This is a genomic window from Martelella sp. NC20 (assembly GCF_013459645.1).
Taxonomy (GTDB): domain Bacteria; phylum Pseudomonadota; class Alphaproteobacteria; order Rhizobiales; family Rhizobiaceae; genus Martelella.
In genome coordinates, this window is record NZ_CP054862.1 from 204,131 (window position 1) to 220,477 (window position 16,347).

Sequence of the window (16,347 nt, forward strand, 5' to 3'; positions counted from 1 at the left end):
ACAGCTAACGAAATGTGCGGGGTATTTAATAACAAAATTCATGCCTGGGAGGAGCATATGAACCTGTTTTCAGACCGCAGGGACGCGCTATGAGCAGCGTGGATATGAAGTTTGATGCCTCCAAGGCCGCGATGGCCGATGAGGACAGCCACGCCATCGGAAACGCCAGCCAGTGGCGCCTGACATGGGAAAAGTTCCGCGACCACAGGCTTGCGTTCTGGAGTGGCGTCGTCATCATACTGATCTACCTCACCGAAAGTTGTGTCAGCGAGGTGCGCAGCAGCACGGCATCGAGCCGACGCCGCTTGCCGTGTTGACCATGACGATAAAGGCCGTGGCATAGGCGATCAGCAGGATCTTCGACATTTCACCGACGCCGAACCAGACGATGAACAGCGTGACAAGCGCGATCGCCGGCACGAAGCGGAAGAAATGGATGAACGGATCGACGATCGCCCGTCCGCGCGCCGAAATGCCGACCATCAGGCCGAGCGGAATGGCAACGGCGCTGCCGATCAGCCAGCCGACGAGTATCCGCATGATGCTGATCAGAACGGATTGCACCATCGTGCCGTTGCCGAGAAACTCGATGAAACCTGACAAAACGACCGTCGGCTGCGGCAGGAAGAATGGATCGATGATCGTCATCGATGCCACTTGCCAGATCAGCACGAAACAGACCACCCTTGCGATCGAAAGGTAGACACACAGATGCTTGCCCATTGGCTCGAGGCCTCCCTTTCAATGTCGTCTTCCAGCGAGCGTATTATCGTGGTGAATTCCGGGTCGAGATCGTCGCGGGGATAGTCGAGCGCGATGCCGTAGACTTGGCTGATGTTGGCGCACGGTCCCCGGCTCATCACGCCGGCGCGTTCGCCCAGAAGCACGGCCTCGCGGAGGTCGTGGGTGACGTATATGAAGGTGCGCCCGGTTTCCTTCCAGATGCGCGCAAGCTCCTTCTGCAGCACCCGGCGGGTCAGGGCGTCAAGGGCTGCGAAGGGCTCTCGTCCATCAGCACGATTTCGGGCCCGGCGGCGAGCGTTCTGGCGATCTGGACGCGTTGCTTCATGCCGCCGGAAAGCTCCGACGGCAGCTTCTTCTCATGCCCCTTGAGGCCGACCATGTCGATATATTCTGCGGCGATCGCGCGGCGGACCTTGCGGTCGCGACCGGCCATTTTCGGGCCGCTGTTCGATTGGCTGAGCGTCGAGGACAATGTCGCCTTCGGCCCGATGAGAAGGAAAAACTCGCCCCGCCTTATGTCGAGGATGATACCTTTGAGGATGGGATCGCTCCCGGCCGGTTGGCCGGGATAGATCATGGCGACATCGCGAAACGAGACCGCCGGTTGCGCCTCGCCGCCTGTCGGCGGGGCCACTGTTTCAGGAGCGGAGGCCATCGGGTCGCTTTCTTACTGGGCGGAAAGCGTGACGCTGCCCGGAACGGCCTCTTCTAGGTAGTCCGGGTCGACGGCGGAATCGAAGGTGATCGGCGTCTTCAGAACGCCCGAGGCTCATGGCCGCATCGAGATCCGTCGCCACTTTGTCAGCCACGATGTCGGCTGGCTTGCCTCCGACCGGCGCTTTCCCGGCGAACCGCGTTTCCCCGCCCTTGCGGCCATCGCCATGGTCGAGGCTGAAGTCGAGCGCAACGGGGCAACATCGCTGTCACGGCGATACTATCTCACCTCCGCAAGGCTCACGGCGGCTCCGTTCGCCCGCGCCGTTCGCGCCCATTGGGGCGTCGAGAACAGGCTCCACTGGGTCATGGATGTCGTCTTCCATGACGACCTCATGCGGCTGCGAACCGAAAACGGACCCGCAAACATGGCCACTATCCGCCACGCACCCATCAATATAGTCAAACAAATCAACGATAAGGCAAGCTGCAAGGTCAGACGAAAAACCCTCGGCTGGGACGACCAATACCTCTTCAACGCGATCACAAGTCAAAACATGTGACCTTCAAGCGATTGCCCTGCAGCAAGCTCACCCCTCTTGACCGCGGGCTTCGCGCATAAAGGGGCAGGTTTCGATTTCCAATTTTCGCAAGCGTGACGTCGGTCACAGAGGTAACGTGGTGAAGCGTTCATGAGCGCCCGATACTCATTCACTGCATCTTATCAATCACTATTCGAGAAGTGATCGATAAACAGCTATGGAGCAACAACAATATCCAGCAACCGCACAAATGTCTGCCCACTGTGCATGTCCCGCTCCAGCACGCCACCTTGCGAATGATCGCGTGGAAATGAGAACTTTATGGTGTTGAGGCGGGGAATTTCGAACCTCTTCAACATCTTGGGATCGACCCCCAGCCGTTCAGCGATGAAGGAAGCGGACAATTCTGGCTTGTCTTTATAGCAGTTGAATTCCTTCTCGCTTTCGAAAAACATATCGACCGTTACCCAGAATGGCCCGGCATTCTTTGAACGCACATATTTTGTGATGTCTTTCAAAGTAGTCATGCCGCGTTCTCCCGCGCATCGAAATGATATTTTACGCGTACCAACTCACCGGGTTCCGATACCTCCACTACATGATTGAGCAAAAATTCATAAACTTGGCCGATCTGAATTTCTGCCGGCGAAAAGGGGAACCCATAACTGGGCAAAGGAATGCCGCGTTTGATGGGGAAATGAAAAAAGGTAGAGTTGCACGCCTTAGTCATGCGCGTCGCAATATCCTGGGTGGGCGCGGTGACAACCAGCATCAGCAACACCTCTCGAGGCACGAAACCATCCGGTGGGGCATCGCCGGAAACTGCATTCCAGCCGTAAGGGCGAAGCGAGATAGTCCAGTCGTTTTGCCCAGGAAAGGTTTCGGTGATGATCAATGAGAGGCGCTCATGCATACGCTCCATGAAAACTTCAAGGGAACCCAATACTGTTGGGTCCTGTATTCCGACTATCATCATGGTCTGATAGGGCCCAACCCCCGCCCCCTCCAGCTTCATGGTATAAGGCTTTTCAACAAATTCGGACCCGCGCACCCGCACCGTTCTGCCGTCCAGCTTTTCATATACTGCCGCCTCGACCTCAAGAACGCCCCCCGGCTCTACCAACCGGTGCGGGTCGCTGTTTTCATACAGCATATGCGCAGACACCGAATAGACCGTGCAGACATTATCGGGGTTGAGCGGACACACATCGAAATGGTCTTTGCCAATGGTAATCAGCACGCCGCCTTCCCGGGGGTTCTCGGTGCAAAGGCCACCACATTCGGCAATCTTCGCCGCATGCCAGGCCTGCGGCTTGCCCGCACCCAGCATCAACGGCACCGCGGCAAGAATTGCAGTGTCGGTAGTCCGCCCGCCAAGAACGATGTCGGCACCATTTTGTACCGCCTCGATATAGGGCTCGGGGCCCAATAGCGCCACGATATGCTCGCACTGCTCAACAACACCCGCTTCGAGATCCTTTGAAGGGGCCAGCGCCGAAATTTTCCCATCCGATAGCTTTTGCAAAACCGTCTTTTTGCTCTGTTCGCTATAGATAAGCGCCACCTTCGGCGAAACTTTCAGTTCAGCCGCGATCTCCATGACGATCGCATGGGTCCAGTCAACGCCGGCATCAGTGCCCGCCGTGCCGCAGGTACCCACCAATATCGGTTTGCCTGCCGGCAAGGCAACCCGTATCATTGCCGCCAGATCGCGCTTGATCGCATCGCGGCTCATTTTGGAAATGCCGGTCGCAAGACATGACGGTCCGCTATCGGTGGAGCCGGCATCCACGGCAATCGCCTCGGCACCTTGATCGAGGCCCCATTGCACCTGCGCCAAGGAAATACCTCCGCCCAAGACCCCAGCGGGAACAACCACGCCAACCGGTTTGAAATCATCGCTCATTGCGCAGCTACTCCCTGTCCACCCATCAGATCGGCTTCCACATTTTCAAGCCCATCGAACCAGTCATCGACGGGAAACAATCGCACCGCCTCCCTGGGCATTTTCAAAAATCCCGAAGAAAGTTCTTTTACACTGCCGGTGGTCTCCACCCGCAACTTCGCGCCATCCATTTCCGCAACCACCAGCGAGTGCGAACCCAGATAGCTGGCGCTCAACACCTTGCACGGGAGCACGTTTTCACCGGTAGCATCTTTCTGCATGGCCACTACTTCCGGACGTATGCTCACAACAACGTCGCCTTCGGGCAAATTGCCCGCCGCTTCGGCATCGACCCGAATTTCCGATGTTTCGCCGAACTGAACCACACGGCCCGCGCCCTTTTTTCGCAGCCTGCCGCGCAACAGATTGCTCGCCCCGACGAAATCGGCAACGAACGGGTCTGCCGGTGATTTATAAACCTCATTCGGGGTGCCGATCTGGGCAATCTTACCCCTGTTCATCACAATAATACGGTCGCTCAATGAAAGCGCTTCGGCCTGATCATGGGTCACAAACACCATTGTCACGCCGGTTCTGCGCTGCAAATCGCCCAGCCACAGCCGCGCCTTTTCGCGCAGCTTGGCGTCGAGATTGGACAAGGGCTCGTCGAGTAGCAACACATCGGGCCGATAAACCAGCGTTCGCGCAAGCGCGACGCGCTGTTGCTGCCCGCCTGACAATTCAGCCGGGTACCGCTCGGCATAAGCATCCATATCCACCATGGTCAGCGCCTCGTGAATCCGCTCGCGCGCGGTCGCCCCGCGCACCTTGCGCACCTCCAACGCGAAGTCCAGGTTTTCAAATACATTCATATGAGGCCACAGAGCATATGACTGAAACATCAGACCCAGATTACGGAACTGGGCATCGATAAACAGGTTCTTGTCGGAATTGAACACTTCCCGCTCGCCAATGGTGATTGTACCAAGCGTTGGCCGGTCAAGGCCCGCCAAGGCGCTCAGCGTCGTCGATTTTCCGCAACCGGACGGCCCCAAAAGGGTGAGAAACTCACCACTTTGAACATCAAAGGAAACATCGTCGAGCGCGACGAACGCCCCATATCTGCGGCACAAATTACGAACTTTTACATCAGTCATGAAGCTTTACTCCGAACAAGCGTGAAGCGACCGTGATCAACGCTCCGGTGAGAAGAATTTGAAGCACTGCCAGCGCCGCAACGGGGCCGGTCTGCCCCTGAATCCACAAGCTGAGCATTGTGGTGCCGATAACTTCGCTGCCAGGCGACATGAGGAACACAGCCGCCGAATATTCCTTGACAATCAGGATCATCAACAAAACGAAACACGACAAAAGCGCCTGCTTTTGCAGAGGCAGAACAATGCGCGCCATCGTTCGTGTCCACCCCGCGCCTGCAGCCTTTGCCGCCCGGTCGAAATCCGTGGTGATCTGAAACAGGGCTGGCAGCACAATGCCATAACCCGCACTCATGAACCGGATCAGATAGGCGAGCAGCAATAACCAGATAGTATTGCGCATCCAGCTCAGCATCGGCACATAAACCGATGCATAAAACACCCCGAGTCCCACAATCAAACCGGGCAGGACTCTGGGCATCTGGGCCAATCCGTCGACGAACCGCCGCAGCGGGAAGTTTGATCGCTGCGCCACCAGCGCCACAGCCGCGATCAGAGCCGTGCCTAATCCGGCGCCGACCAAGGCCAGAATAATCGTGTTGATGATCGATCTTTTGTAAACCTCGACAGTGAGAATATCAGCGTAGTTCTGCAATGTGACCACGTCGAAGAACGGCACATAAGGCGAAAGCAAGAAGGCGAACGACCGCAAAAATACAGCGCCGAGCAAAAACAGGATGGCAAAAATAACGTAGGTCCACACCAGCCCAAATGCAGGCCATTTCCACACACCTAGCTCCAAGGGCTTGGCACCGCCAACGCGCGATCCTATGCTGACGAACCGGTATTCCCGCTGTAAAACGAGCCGCTGCAGACCGAACAGGATCGCCACCAGACCGATCATCGACACAGCAAGGGCGGACACCAGCCCGTATTCGGGAATGCCAGAGGTTTCAAACGCCTTTTCATAAATCAGCGTGGTCATCAGCTTAATGTTCGCAGGCCCGCCAATGATCAGCGGTATCGAAAGCGTTTCAAGCGCATGCACCACATTCATGATCAGCGCAAAGACCAGTGCGGGGCGCATCAGGGGCAACGTCACCTTGGTCAAAATACGCCAAGGCTTGGCACCAGCCATACGCGCGGCGGCATCATGATTTGGATCCTGCTGGCGCGCCGCCACAATGCAGTACAGAGTCGTAACCGGTGCACTGGCTATAGCTGTGATCACCGCCATGCCGACAACCGTATATAAATCCCACACCGGAAGCCCAAGGAAGTCGCGGACGAAGATCGTCACAATTCCCGAGGGACCATACGAAAGGATCGCGCCAAACCCGATAACCTGCGGCGACAAAAACAGCGGCCAAAGCAAGATCGCCGTAAGCGGTGCTTTGCCTGGCAAATCCGTGCGCCCCAGCAAAATAGCAAAGCACGTGCCCAAAAGCATGGACAACACGACGACAATCACGGTGAAAACAAGGGTCGTCCCATAGGTTCTGACAACCTCGGGGTCAGTGAAAATTCTCGACAGATTGGTGAGTGTGAAGACGGCATCAGGATAATAAAGCGGCTTATCCAGAAAAAGCTGAACAAATGCAGGTGCCATTGCGACCCCAATAAGAACAAATGCCAGCACGGCAATCGTTGCTTGAAGCCATGCGCCTGTCCCATTGAGAATGCCGCCGCTCGGCACAGCAGACATCATGTCTTCGGTTGAATTTGACACATTCCCTCCCACCGCCTGCGCGGAATTCTTGCAAGCCCCCGAGGCTGCGGTTCCTGGTTATCCCTTGTTGCCGCTGGTTTCCTGCAGCAGCTCTTTGCAAGCATTGCCGATATGGCGCAGCATCAGCAGCTCGGCGAGCTCGCCGTCCCGCTGTGCTAGAGCCTCCACCACACCCGCATGTTCTTTCGAGGCGACCGCCAGACGCTCAGGCGACCGACCAAATCGAGTATGCGCCACCCGCAGGAACTGCCAAATCTCTCGGCCGAGAAGCTTCTGCAATCCCGCGTTGTTTGAAATTCGAGCAATTTCTGTGTGAATATCGCGAATAGCTGGCAACAGGCGGGCGTCATTCGACCCGAATTCCCGCACGCGAATTTCACCCTCGTCTACATAGCTGCGCAGAACCGCAATCTCCTCATCTGTGATCCGCTCCGCCGCACGCCTGGCCGCCAACCCCTCAAGCACACCACGAATCTCATAAAGCTCCACCAACTCGGGAACGCCCAGTACAGCAACGCGCATACCCGAATAAGGCACCCGCTCGATCAGATCACGCTCCTCAAGACGCAACAGTGCCTCCCGGAGAGGCGCCCGGTTCACTCCGAGGTCTCTTGCCATCGCTGCTTCGGTTAGCTTCGCGCCCGGCTCCAGCTCACCGCTCAAGATGGAAAGACCGATTTGCTCGAAAAGCTTTTGGGAACTGGCACTCTGGTGCATGTCGACTCTTTCTCATTTTTGTCGACAATTTCCTATACGCTTCCTGAGTACTCGTCAATACTCCGCGACAATTTGGGCTCTGAAGTGTCCATTGCATTGACAGCGGTCTATTTTGTCGACAATATCTGCCGAATGTCCGAAAGTGGACATTACCCTCACCAAGTGAAAGCAACCTTGGCTTAGGGCAATTTTGCGCCCCTACAACGGGCCCAATGGAGCAAACGCTGCATTCTAAAAACCGCAAACGGTCGCGTGCGCTATCGCCCGGTGAATAGGATTTATCGGGGTCAATAATGGAGGAGAACGTACATGTTTATCACTAAGCTACTGACCGCGGGCATTATGGTCGCCGCAGCGGCAACATCCGTGCAGGCACAGGAATTTCAGATCCCGGATTCCTATCCATCTGATTACGCCCAGGTTCTAGAAGGGGCCAAATCGGAGGACCGATTGCTGGTTTATTCCAACGTCTCCGCTGGCAACTGGCAACCCTTTATCGATCTGGCCAAACAGAAGTTTCCCTGGATGACCATTGAGACAACCGACGACAACTCGCTGTGGGAAAAGTATTTCGCGGAGAGCGGTTCCAATGTGCGCACCGCCGATCTCATCGTCAACACTTCACCTGAACGCTGGGTCGATGGGGTCGAGCGCAGTGCGTTCCTTGACTATAAGTCACCTGAAATTCCCAATCTGCCTGAATGGAGCATCACAACCGGGCCCGGCGTCTACGCGGCGTCGGCAGATCCGTTCATTCTAGCCTACAACAAGCGTGCCTTTGCCGAGCCGCCAAAGTCGATTGCTGATGTTATCGCCGTTTATAAGGATAATCCCAGCATGCAAGGCAAGGTCAGCACATACACTCCGGAGCGTTCCATCGGCATGTCACTGTGGAAAAGCTGGAGTGAGAGCCAGGATGGTTCTAAACAGCTCATTGAGCAGCTGGGGCCCTATATGACCCCTGACACCAGCGCGGGTACAATGCGTGAAAAAGTGATGACCGGAGAATACTCCGCCGCCATCTTCACCTCCGGCGCCGGCATCCGGCAATATGAGCAACCAGCCGTTAAAGCTGTTGCGGGTTGGGTATTTGCGGCCGATGGCACGCCAGTGTTACAACGCAGTGTTGCCATCACCTCGGCAGCCTCCAGCGTCAATTCCGCCAAGCTTTTCCTTGATTTGCTTTTGTCGCGTGAAGGACAGATTGCCTTCGCGAATGGTGGTCAAACGCCATATCGCGCCGACATCGAGCCAGATGACGTGCCCTATGCCAGCCTCAGCCGCATCATCCAGGAAATCGGTGAAGACAATATCGTGTTCATCACCCCAAAGGCTGATCTGGAAGATGGTTCCGAAGAGTTCTTGACTTTCTGGAACGAAGCTCTGGGACGCTAACCTTAAAGCCTGATGGATCGGGGCCGTCCCCGGTCCATTAAACATTCGTTTTACGGGGCCAGTTCAATGCCATATCACCTGCCCGGCCGGCAATGGCCTGAAGCCTTCCATTTCAGCACAGCGTTTCCACGCTTCGCTTATTGTTCCCACATCCCGCAAAATCCTCAATCCGGGCCCGATGGCGGCAAACTTCTAGTCGCTATACACGGATCGGGACGCGATGCCATGGCTTATCGGAATGCTTTGATCGATTTCTCAGAAGCCACCGGTTGCGTTATTCTGGCACCGCTATTCCCTACATCCCCCTATGGTGACGGCAATGCTGATGGTTACAAATATCTGGTTGAACAGGACATCCGCTACGATCTGATTTTACTGGCGATGGTCGCAGAATTGGAAACCGCAACCGGACTGTGCTTTGATAAATTTGGGCTTTTCGGCTTCTCGGGCGGCGGGCATTTCGCCCATCGCTTTCTTTATGTACACCCCGAGAGCCTGAGCGCTGTCAGCATTGGCGCGCCGGGCGGCATCACCCCGCTCGATCCGTCACAACTCTGCTGGACCGGCACCGCCGATCTTCCCGAGATATTCGGCAAACCATTTGACGAAGAAGCGCTCAAGTCCATCCCCATTCAACTGGTGGTTGGCAGCAACGATTCCGTACGGTTCGCATCCTCAACAACCGCCAGCCTGTCACTTATCAAGGGGCGCAACCGGATCGAACGCATTGGCGAACTTCACGATAACTATCTTAAGGCCGGACTGTCCGTCCGGCTGGATATTGTTCCCGACTGCGGCCATGAAGCAATGAAAATCATCCCGACAGTTGTTGGATTTATGAATGGCCATTTCGTAAAATAGAGCGTTTTCCCGAGCCTTCCGGGTCATATCCGCACGATCTGACCCGGAAGGGTCGGAAAACGCTCTAAGCCAAAGTCAAGCAGAAATTCCACTTATCAAGGCTGTGCAGTTTTCCCGAGCCACTTCAATCATCGAGAGCCTTGTCACTGCGAAGGTGCAAGGACCATCTACGGAGGATGGTGCCCCGTATTGCCTTGAGCGCCGTCGAACTGGCCGCAGGACTGAATGCAACACCCATGCCCCCGGCCCTCTTGCTCACCAGACCCGGCCGGAAAGTGTTGCCGAGAAAGTCGAACTTGTAGAGCGGGTGAGGACCTCGTCGACTTTCATCCTTGCAGTAGACGATTTTGGTCTTCTCAGGATGAAGCGTCAGCCCACAGTCAGTACAACGAGCCTCCAAAGCTTCCTGAAGCGCCATCGCTTGCCTCTCACTTCTACAGTGACAGATCGCGTCATCAGCATAGCGCTCAAACGGAATGTCCGGGAAATTCCGACACATCCACATGTCAAACGCATAGTGAAGAAAGAGGTTTGCCAAGAGGGGGCTGATCACCCCGCCTTGTGGCGTTCCTCGTTCTCTGGCGACGAGACTTCCGTCCGGCATCTGCACTGGCGCCTCTAGTGGTTCGATTCCAACATTTGGTTCCCCTCGCTGCGACCTCATCAGCAAATGTTGGAATCATGGGAACCACTAGCAAATATATATTTTCTAGTGGAATTTTAGAATTTGACATTTGATGTACGAGGTCGCTGAAACGGGACTCAAATGTCAAATTCACTCCACTAGCCATCGTTCGATGTATAAAAGCACCCACGCGCAATCGGTGTGCTTGCGCACAGCCCGCATCAGCAGGTCCGGTTCGATGCTATCGAAGAAAGCCTTGATATCGAGATCAAGAACCCAATCGTAACGCCAGCATCGCTGCCGTGCCACGCCGGCACGTCGAGTGCCGGCGGCGTTCAACAATGTCGGCGGCAGGTCGATCAGCGCGGCGGCGCGGGTGATTTCGCCTCTGCCATTCAGACCCGGTCCCGCAAGCAGCGGCGGCACCCTGATCGAGGCCTCGTGACAGGATCGCTTGTATTCCGCGTTGCGGGTCTTGAAGTGACAGCCGTGGTCGGATGTGAACAGGACGATCGTGTTGTCGAGTTCGCCGCGCGAAATCAGCGCGTCGATAATCCTGCCAAAGGCTTCGTCAAGACGCGCGATCATGCCCATATCAGGGGCATGATCGCGCGTTCGGAAATTATTCGAAACGGTGTTCGGCGAAGACATCGGCTGACGCTTCGCTGGGACTCGGAAAATTTTGGGAGAAGCGTTCGCAGGGTCGCCGTCGCCAGGTCCCGGAAACAGCTGACGTTTGCGGAAATGCGTCGCGCCAATTGGATAGAGCCGCTCGATAGTGCGGCGTTGGTCGGCCGGTGCTCGGCTCGAGCAACGGCCACGGCATGGCGGTCGCTCACCGGTCGTGCGTTAACACTTGGCGTGCATCAAATATCCGTCGTGGTCTGATCTGAAGTGCAGATCCTTACATGTCAGTCTCGCGCAAAAAATACGCGATGTGCGTGTTCCGGTTTCGAAGATCAATCGATGGCGGATGCCGTTGCCAGGGCGGCTGCGCCGATGCGGCCGATGTCGCCGTCCTCCTCGTCGCTTGCCCCCGAAACGCCGATGGCGCCGATGATCTCGGAACCGGAGCGAAGCAGCACGCCGCCGTCAAGCGGAACGCCGTTGGGTATGCAGAGCAAGGCATAGCGACCTTCACCCTCGACGACTTTCTGGAAATCGAGGGTGTCGCGCCTGAAGAGTACGGCAGTGCGCGCCTTCAGGGTTGCAATCTCGACGCTGCCGACCTGGGCATTGTCCTCGCGATGCAGCAGCACGAGATGGCCGCCATCATCGACGATCGCGATCACCAGCCTGAGGCCTCGGCTCCGGGCCTCCGTGTCGCAGGCGGCGGCTATGGTTCTGGCGGCTTCAAGCGTGAGTGCGGTTTTCGTGGCGAGCATTTCTTTTCCTCCAGTCAATAAAGCCGGGCTCCCAGGTCTTGCATCCAGTGCAGGCCCTCGTCCGTTCCGGCGCGGGGTTTGTATTCGCAACCGATCCAGCCGCGGTAGCCAAGGCGATCGAGTTCGCTGATGAGATTGCCATAGTGGACCTCGCCCTCATCGGGTTCGGCGCGGCTCGGGACGGCCGCGATCTGAACATGTGCGATGAGCGGCAGATGGGTTTTCAGCCGCGTGAAGATGTCGCCCTGCGCGACGCCGACATGATAGGCATCGAACATGATCTTCACGTTCGGGGCGCCGATTTGCCGGATGATGTCCGCCTTTTCCTCGATTGTGGAGTAGAAATAGCCCGGCTTGTCTCTCTGGTTGATGCCCTCCAGAAGCAGCATCATGTCCGGTGCGCGGGCGGCGGCCTTCTTGACGTTCTCGACCAATACCGTCCGCGCCTTATCCTTCTGTGCCGGCTCGACCACGCCGGCCATGACATGGATCGCGGATGCCCCGGAAAGTCTTGCCCAGTCGAGCGCCTGTTCGAAATCGGCTTCGAACGCCTGCCGGCAATCGGCGAGCGCTGCCCGCCCGAACTCGCCCTTCCCGGCGTCGCCGGGCGGCGTGTTGATGCCAAGCAGCGTGAGACCGAGGGCCTGGCAGCGGTCGCGCACGTCCTGCGGCGGGATATCATAGGGCCAGTGCAGTTCGACGGCGCGAAAACCCGCAGCGGCGGCGGCATCGATGCGTTCCAGCAGCGGACGGTCGGGCCAGAGAAAGCCGAGATTGGCGGAAAATCGGGGCATGGGTCACCGCAGCCTGAATGTCGCGTTGAGATCGGCGATCGCCGAAGGCGCAAGATGCCTGACCGGCATTCCACGGGTGATGATCGCAAGCTTTGCCGCCTCTTCCAACTCCTCGATGGCGAAAACCGCTGCGTCGAGGCTCGCTCCGCAGACGATCGGCCCGTGGTTCTCGAGAAGTGCGGCGCTGTGGTCGGCGACGATTTCGGCAATCCGCGCCTTTACCTCCGCAGAACCCGGCCGCGTGTAGGGCACGACGGGCACGGTGCCCACGCGCATCACCACGTAAGGCGTGATCGGTGGGATGGCGTCGGCCGGATCCGTATCCGAAAGACAGGCAAGCGCGGTCGCGTAGGAGGAGTGCAGATGGACGACGGCGGCGCATGAACGCCCCTGGTAGAAGGCGAAATGCAGCGGCAGTTCCTTCGTCGGCTTTTCGCCGGAAATATGGTTCCCGTCGATATCAAGCTTTGAAAGGCGATCGGCCTGAAGAAAGCCGAGGCACGAATTCGTCGGCGTGGCGATGTAGCCGCCGTCGATGCGCGCGGAAATATTGCCGGATGAACCGGCCGTCAAGCCTCGCTCGAAAAGCGAGCGGCCCCATTTCACGATGTCCGCGCGAACGTCTTCTTCGGTCATGGTCGTTCAAGCTCCTGCAGGGCTTTCGTGAAAAAGTCGGGACCGCCGAAATTGCCGCTCTTCAGCGCCAGGCCGAGCGGGCCGTTTCTCTCGCCAACGAGCATGGGCACGCCGGGATCGATTTCGCGGCCGACACGCATGCTGGCAAGGCCCAGAGCTTCCACCACCGCCCCCGATGTCTCTCCGCCGCCGACGACGATGCGGCGGATGCCGGCGTCAGCAAGGCTTCGGGCGAGTGCGGCGAAGAAGCTTTCGATGTGTCCCGCTATAGCCTCCCGTCCGAACCGCCGTTGCGCTTCGGCAACCGCGTCCGGCGCGGCGGTCGAGAACACGATCGGCGTGTTATCGCCCTGCTCGGCAACCCATGCGGAAACGCCCTCCGGCGAGATCTCGCCGCCTGCTAGCGCGCGGGGATCGACGGCCAGGGAAGGATTGGCAGTTGCATAGCGGGCGACCTGTTGCTGCGAATTGGTTGAGCAGGAACCGCACAACACGACGCCCGGACCGGTCACCGGGGGCAAAGTCTCCGCCGCGTCGGCGAGCTTTCCCCTGGCCCTGAAGTTTTGCGGAAGGCCCTGGGCAATGCCGGACGCGCCGGTGACAAGCCTGTGGCCGGCAACGGCAAGACCGATCGTGACGAGGTCGTCGTCGCTGATGGCGTCGGTGACGACAAGGCGCCGGCCCGCCTGTCTCTCGGCGGCGAATGCCGCAGCCAGCGAAGCGCTTCCGGCGCGCACCGTATCGAGGGCAATGCCGCCAACGGCGCCCCTGGTCTGGTATCCGAGCCAGCGACGGATATCGGGATCGGTCATCGGCGTCAGCGGGTGATGCTGCATGCCGCTTTCGCAAAGCAGGCGGTCTCCGACAAAAAGATGTCCCATGAAAACCCGCCGGCCGGTCGCCGGAAACGCCGGGCAGACGACGGCGACGTCGGTCTGCAGCAGGTCGAGCAGAGCTTCCGCCACCGGCCCGATATTGCCGTCCTGCGTGGAATCGAAGGTCGAGCAATATTTGAAGATGATCTGTTCGCAGCCCTGGTCGAGCAGCCAGCGCACGGTCGCGAGAGACTGCGATACCGCCTCTGAAACCGGCGCGGATCGGGTCTTCAGCGCGACGACGCCGGCCTCGCAGGCGGGCGCGTTGGAGGCGATGCCGGAAAACTGCCCGGAAAATTGCAAGGTCGCCATGCCGCCCTTGGCAAGCGTGTTGGCGAGATCGCTCGCACCGGTAAAATCATCCGCGATGGCGCCGAGCAGCATATCAATGGTGCTCCGCTATCCGGCTTTCGAGTTCATCCTCGAGATGGACCCGAATGATTTCCTCGAACGATGCCTCGCCGCGGAAGCCGAGCGCCTCGGCGCGGCGGGCGTCGAAGCCCTGCGGCCAGCCGGAGATGATGGCCGCGATGTCCCTGTCGGGCTCGCGGCGGATCAGCCGGACCGCCTGTTCACCGGCGACGCGGCGCAACGCCTCGATCTGATCGCCGACCGTTGCCGAAAGGCCCGGCATGGTCAGCGTGCGCAGCTGGCCGAGCGGGCGGGTATCGATTTCGGCCGCATGAAGCAGGAACCCGATCGCCGCGCGCGGACTTGCAAACCAGTGACGAACGGTCTCGCTCACGGGAAGGACCGCTTCCTCTCCGATCAGCGGCTCCCGCAGGATCGAGGAAAAGAACCCCGAGGCGGCCTTGTTGGGCTTGCCGGGCCGGATCGAAATGGTCGGCAACCGGATTCCGATGCCGTCGAAAAAGCCGTTGCGCGAATAGTCGGCGAGCAGCAGTTCGCAGATGGCCTTCTGCGTGCCGTAGCTTGTCAGCGGGGTCAGGCAATGGCTGTCGCCGATGACAGGGGGCAGCGGATTGCCGAAGACGACGATCGAAGAGGTGAAGACGACGCGCGGCATGTAGGGCCGTTCCCGGCCGACAAGCCGAATGGCCTCGAACAGGGCGCGCGTTCCGTCGAGATTGACGCGATAGCCTTTCTCGAAGTCGGCTTCCGCTTCGCCTGACACGATGGCTGCCAGGTGAAAGATGAGATCAGGCCGTTCAGCGATGAGGCTCTCAGCGGCGCCGGGCTGCGAAAGGTCCGTCGCCAGGGTCTCGATCTCCACGTCGAGATCGGGCGCTTCCGGCGCAATGATATCGGCGAGGATCAGGTGGCGTATCGGCTGGCCGCGCACTTTCCCGGAGCGCATCAGAGCGTGTACCAGCTTGCGGCCGATCATTCCGGCCGCGCCGGTAATGAGGATTTTCATGCTGCCCGCTCCCTATTTTCCGTCGTTGGCGTGCGAAACCGCCGCGCCATTGGCGGGGCTGCCCGCCCGCGCGATGCCGCTTTCGTCGACGGCACGCGATGTGTCGTGAATGCGAAGTATGTGCTCGGAAAACGCCGCCGCCACCGCTTCGGGATTGTGCATCTTCAGCGCCCGCACGATGAAACGGTGATCTTCGAGGCTTTTCTCGATCGCGCCCGGCTGGCCCATGGCGATACGGCGGTGATCAAGCATATAGGTGTAGAGGTCGACCACAAAGTCGGCGAGCAGCCGGTTCGTTGACGCGTAGTAGATCGTCAGGTGGAATTCCCTGTCGCAGATCAGAAAGCGGACCGGATCGTTGATGGCCTGCTCCTGCGCTGCGATCGAGGACTCGAGGCGCTGGATATCCTCCGGCCCCAGGTGGCGCGCGGCGTCCGCGGCCACGGCCGTTTCGACCAATAGCCGCGCGGCGTGCACCGCTTCCAGGCTGTAGCCGTTGATCGAGGAGGGGTCGGTAACGCCGATACGTTGTGTGCTGACCTTGACGTCCACGCGCGCGACCCGTGTGCGCGCGCCCTGCGAGACCTGAACCACGCCCTGGCCGGCGAGCAACTGTATCGCGCCGCGCACCGTTTCCCGGCTGACCGCCAGCATCGTGGAAAGTTCCCGCTCGCTCGGCAACTCATCGCCGCGCTGCAATATGCCGGAGGCGATCATCGAGACGATCTTATCCCGGATCATTTCCTTGGCGGTCTGCTTGTGGATCACCTCATGGAGAGGCGATAGCGGAAGGTTGGTCATTGATACCCCTAGAATGGACTAGTTAATAGACCAGTTAAACCATTCGGAGGTAGCTGTCACCTCCCTTTCAGCAAAAAAAGCGAAATGGCGGGAGGCGAGGATGTGACGAGTGTGTCACTGCCAGAATAGGCGTACCCTGTTAATCGAGTTAAAAAAATAGCATTAAAACAAT

General features: G+C 58.4%; 18 protein-coding genes and 3 pseudogenes. 4 read left to right on the plus strand and 17 right to left on the minus strand.

What is annotated here, in order from left to right:
* Positions 1 to 131 precede the first annotated feature (131 nt).
* The gene (locus HQ843_RS27565) at positions 132 to 317 is read left to right on the plus strand and encodes a hypothetical protein (RefSeq protein ID WP_246710488.1); all 186 of its coding nucleotides are present in this window, start codon (positions 132 to 134) and stop codon (positions 315 to 317) included.
* Here HQ843_RS27565 and HQ843_RS27570 read toward each other — a convergent pair.
* The 3 genes from HQ843_RS27570 to HQ843_RS29685 are packed head-to-tail and all read right to left on the minus strand — an operon-like array spanning position 265 to position 1,399.
* Positions 265 to 723 carry an ABC transporter permease gene (locus HQ843_RS27570; protein WP_180902574.1) on the minus strand — a complete coding sequence of 153 codons (459 nt, stop codon included), beginning with the start codon at positions 721 to 723 and terminating at the stop codon, positions 265 to 267. The two genes, HQ843_RS27565 and HQ843_RS27570, sit on opposite strands and share 53 nt — an antisense overlap.
* Positions 666 to 968 (minus strand): hypothetical protein, encoded by a 303-nt coding sequence (locus HQ843_RS29680; RefSeq protein ID WP_246710472.1) that lies wholly within the window; start codon positions 966 to 968, stop codon positions 666 to 668. Before HQ843_RS29680 ends, HQ843_RS27570 begins: the two co-directional genes overlap by 58 nt.
* Positions 969 to 976: 8 nt before the next feature.
* On the minus strand, positions 977 to 1,399 hold the full coding sequence (locus HQ843_RS29685; RefSeq protein ID WP_246710473.1) for an ATP-binding cassette domain-containing protein: 423 nt from the start codon (positions 1,397 to 1,399) through the stop codon (positions 977 to 979).
* A gap of 67 nt (positions 1,400 to 1,466) precedes the next feature.
* Between HQ843_RS29685 and HQ843_RS27580 the strand changes: the two are divergent.
* Positions 1,467 to 1,961, plus strand: a pseudogene (locus tag HQ843_RS27580) (ISAs1 family transposase); the annotation flags it as partial.
* Between the two features lie 194 nt (positions 1,962 to 2,155).
* Here the strand turns inward: HQ843_RS27580 and HQ843_RS27585 are convergent.
* From HQ843_RS27585 to HQ843_RS27605, 5 genes are read right to left on the minus strand one after another with little or no spacing between them, the layout of a single operon-like run.
* Positions 2,156 to 2,467 (minus strand): DUF4387 domain-containing protein, encoded by a 312-nt coding sequence (locus HQ843_RS27585; protein WP_180902572.1) that lies wholly within the window; start codon positions 2,465 to 2,467, stop codon positions 2,156 to 2,158.
* Positions 2,464 to 3,846, minus strand: coding sequence for an acyclic terpene utilization AtuA family protein (locus HQ843_RS27590; protein ID WP_180902571.1), 1,383 nt, complete (start codon positions 3,844 to 3,846; stop codon positions 2,464 to 2,466). The genes HQ843_RS27585 and HQ843_RS27590 overlap by 4 nt, the downstream gene beginning before the upstream one ends.
* Positions 3,843 to 4,982 carry an ABC transporter ATP-binding protein gene (locus HQ843_RS27595; RefSeq protein ID WP_180902570.1) on the minus strand — a complete coding sequence of 380 codons (1,140 nt, stop codon included), beginning with the start codon at positions 4,980 to 4,982 and terminating at the stop codon, positions 3,843 to 3,845. The genes HQ843_RS27590 and HQ843_RS27595 overlap by 4 nt, the downstream gene beginning before the upstream one ends.
* Positions 4,975 to 6,708: an ABC transporter permease gene (locus tag HQ843_RS27600; RefSeq protein WP_180902569.1), complete on the minus strand. Its 1,734-nt coding sequence runs from the start codon at positions 6,706 to 6,708 to the stop codon at positions 4,975 to 4,977. Before HQ843_RS27600 ends, HQ843_RS27595 begins: the two co-directional genes overlap by 8 nt.
* A 57-nt stretch (positions 6,709 to 6,765) precedes the next feature.
* Positions 6,766 to 7,425, minus strand: coding sequence for a GntR family transcriptional regulator (locus tag HQ843_RS27605; protein ID WP_180902568.1), 660 nt, complete (start codon positions 7,423 to 7,425; stop codon positions 6,766 to 6,768).
* 309 nt (positions 7,426 to 7,734) lie between these two features.
* Here HQ843_RS27605 and HQ843_RS27610 point away from each other — a divergent pair, with 309 nt between their 5' ends.
* Together HQ843_RS27610 and HQ843_RS27615 are read left to right on the plus strand one after the other, a co-directional pair.
* Positions 7,735 to 8,820, plus strand: a complete 1,086-nt coding sequence (locus HQ843_RS27610; RefSeq protein WP_180902567.1) for an ABC transporter substrate-binding protein — start codon at positions 7,735 to 7,737, stop codon at positions 8,818 to 8,820.
* 66 nt (positions 8,821 to 8,886) lie between these two features.
* On the plus strand, positions 8,887 to 9,681 hold the full coding sequence (locus HQ843_RS27615; RefSeq protein WP_180902566.1) for an alpha/beta hydrolase: 795 nt from the start codon (positions 8,887 to 8,889) through the stop codon (positions 9,679 to 9,681).
* Between the two features lie 124 nt (positions 9,682 to 9,805).
* On the opposite strand, the gene HQ843_RS27620 is transcribed toward HQ843_RS27615, so the two are convergent.
* The 9 genes and pseudogenes from HQ843_RS27620 to HQ843_RS27660 all read right to left on the minus strand — a co-directional run bounded on the left by HQ843_RS27620 (position 9,806) and on the right by HQ843_RS27660 (position 16,175).
* The gene (locus tag HQ843_RS27620; RefSeq protein ID WP_371822233.1) at positions 9,806 to 10,285 is read right to left on the minus strand and encodes a reverse transcriptase domain-containing protein; all 480 of its coding nucleotides are present in this window, start codon (positions 10,283 to 10,285) and stop codon (positions 9,806 to 9,808) included.
* 180 nt (positions 10,286 to 10,465) lie between these two features.
* Positions 10,466 to 10,615: pseudogene (locus tag HQ843_RS27625) on the minus strand (group II intron reverse transcriptase/maturase); the annotation flags it as partial.
* A 15-nt stretch (positions 10,616 to 10,630) separates the two neighbouring features.
* Positions 10,631 to 10,915: pseudogene (locus HQ843_RS27630) on the minus strand (sulfatase-like hydrolase/transferase); the annotation flags it as partial.
* Positions 10,916 to 11,265: 350 nt separating this feature from the next.
* Positions 11,266 to 11,691 carry a GlcG/HbpS family heme-binding protein gene (locus HQ843_RS27635; protein ID WP_180902565.1) on the minus strand — a complete coding sequence of 142 codons (426 nt, stop codon included), beginning with the start codon at positions 11,689 to 11,691 and terminating at the stop codon, positions 11,266 to 11,268.
* Positions 11,692 to 11,705: 14 nt separating this feature from the next.
* Entirely contained in the window at positions 11,706 to 12,485 is a 780-nt protein-coding gene (locus HQ843_RS27640; RefSeq protein ID WP_180902564.1) for a hydroxypyruvate isomerase family protein, read from the minus strand.
* Between the two features lie 3 nt (positions 12,486 to 12,488).
* A complete protein-coding gene (otnC, locus tag HQ843_RS27645; protein ID WP_180902563.1) occupies positions 12,489 to 13,121 on the minus strand; it encodes a 3-oxo-tetronate 4-phosphate decarboxylase in 633 nt (210 codons plus the stop codon).
* Entirely contained in the window at positions 13,118 to 14,380 is a 1,263-nt protein-coding gene (gene otnK / locus HQ843_RS27650; protein WP_180902562.1) for a 3-oxo-tetronate kinase, read from the minus strand. Before otnK ends, otnC begins: the two co-directional genes overlap by 4 nt.
* A 1-nt stretch (position 14,381) precedes the next feature.
* Complete coding sequence (denD, locus tag HQ843_RS27655; protein WP_180902561.1) at positions 14,382 to 15,374, minus strand: D-erythronate dehydrogenase; 993 nt, start codon at positions 15,372 to 15,374, stop codon at positions 14,382 to 14,384.
* Between the two features lie 12 nt (positions 15,375 to 15,386).
* On the minus strand, positions 15,387 to 16,175 hold the full coding sequence (locus HQ843_RS27660) for a FadR/GntR family transcriptional regulator (protein ID WP_180902560.1): 789 nt from the start codon (positions 16,173 to 16,175) through the stop codon (positions 15,387 to 15,389).
* Positions 16,176 to 16,347: the final 172 nt, after the last annotated feature.